Source organism: Priestia sp. BR_2, from assembly GCF_041954005.1.
Classification (GTDB): domain Bacteria; phylum Bacillota; class Bacilli; order Paenibacillales; family Paenibacillaceae; genus Paenibacillus_AQ; species Paenibacillus_AQ lautus_A.
Map to the genome: position 1 here is coordinate 1 of NZ_JAVFHM010000330.1, position 731 is coordinate 731.

The 731-nt window shown below is 30.2% G+C and carries 1 protein-coding gene; it reads right to left on the minus strand.

Annotation, left to right across the window (positions count from 1 at the left end; translation table 11 throughout):
- Nucleotides 1–436: 436 nt before the first annotated feature.
- Nucleotides 437–731: hypothetical protein (locus tag RB298_RS29030; RefSeq protein WP_486049804.1), on the minus strand; the 295-nt coding region annotated here is incomplete at its 5' end.

Here is a 731-nt window from a genome sequence, read left to right on the forward strand (position 1 = left end):
TTTCTTCTTTTTTTGTATTTTCCAATATCCTGACCATCCTTTAACCAGTATTCGTTACTTAGACGAGAGTTTTTAAAAAAAGTTGTGTTTTTTATACAAAAAATAAAAAAACTCTCTTATTTGAGAGTTTTTAATAAAGATCTTCATACTTTTCCGTATCTGTTTCATAAAATGAAAATATAGATACATTTTTAAAACTTTCACTTACGCGATAGGGTAGTGCGAAATTGCTATGTAAAGATTGCATAACTGGTGCAACCTTTGAGTAAACTACTTGAGAAGTCTTTCAGGACTCCATTTACAACCTAATATTTATCAGTAGAAAAAGATATCTTTCCTAAAGATGGATTTTTCGCCTTGTAGTTAACATAAAACCCCTTCTAGGAATATAAAAAAGGCTGCCATATATAGCATACCTTTTTTTTCCTTGATGATCTTAATTTTCAGAGTATAACAACGGAATAGCTGGCGGAATTCCTGCCTCTGGTAATACATAAATAAATACGAAAAATAGACATATAAGTACTCCAAATACCGTTACCAATAGGGAGAGAGTAATTTTATCCTTTTTAATAAATCCATATAATCCTAGTAGAGTGCTTAGTATACCTAAAGACAACTCAAATAAAGCTGGTGGATATACAGAATAATGATTTATTATAGATGCTCTCCAAGAATCAAAAACTGTAATGAATAGGACAAAGACAATTTGTAATGCTAAACCTGCATAT